The organism is Maribacter algarum (ex Zhang et al. 2020), assembly GCF_005885635.1.
Lineage (GTDB): Bacteria > Bacteroidota > Bacteroidia > Flavobacteriales > Flavobacteriaceae > Maribacter_C > Maribacter_C algarum.
This window is the reverse complement of record NZ_VATY01000016.1, coordinates 1-749: the sequence shown is the minus strand read 5'-3', so window position 1 is coordinate 749 and position 749 is coordinate 1. Positions and strand designations below refer to the sequence as shown.

At 36.6% G+C, this 749-nt stretch carries 1 protein-coding gene; it reads left to right on the top strand.

Annotated features, from left to right (window positions below):
- On the top strand, positions 1 to 561 hold a 561-nt coding region (locus FEE95_RS22020; protein WP_212748479.1), incomplete at its 5' end, for a hypothetical protein.
- Positions 562 to 749 lie beyond the last annotated feature (188 nt).

Sequence of the window (749 nt, the reverse complement as noted above, 5' to 3'; positions counted from 1 at the left end):
CATAGCCGAACCGTTACCTGCAAGCTGAAAAATCATTTTTTTATGAAGAAATCTCATCACATTTTAATATTGATTCTTTTAGCTACCGAAATTACGTATGCCTGCTCCTGTCCATTTAGAAAACTAGCAGAAATGCAAAAGCGGGAAATTGAAAATTCAGAATGCATTTTTGTTGGAAAAGTTACAGAGGTAAAAGAGGATTTAACATATAAAATAACCGTAATGGAATCTCTGGACGGTGGAGACTTGCAAGGAAACATATATATCGGACAAAATTGGAAAACTTGCTATCCTTATGTTGAGGAAGAAGGAACGTGGCTATTTTATGGGAGAATGGAAAACGGATTTTTTAAATTAAATACCTGTGGTCTTAGTAGAGCGTTTGACAATCCATTTGCACCTACATCCGAATCTAAAGAGCTCGATGAATATGAAGCCAAAATGGAATTGAAAAATATAACCGACGTAGAAATTTTAAATGGAATGTTCAGAATAGACTTAGCGAATGAGATAGCAGCTTTAAGAAAACGAAGAGACTACACGGTAAAAGCCAGCAGGTAACAAAACCTATAAACAATACGGGCTTTGGGCTCAAACGAAAGGTTTGAGTATTTTTATGAAGTCCGCAAAATCTTTGGGATTTTGCTTTTTAGCGGAACAAAGAAAAAAAGAAAACCAAAAGATTTCGCTATGTACGCGGCGGAAAGCAAACGCCAGTTTGCTCACGTACTGTTCATAGCTCAACCGTT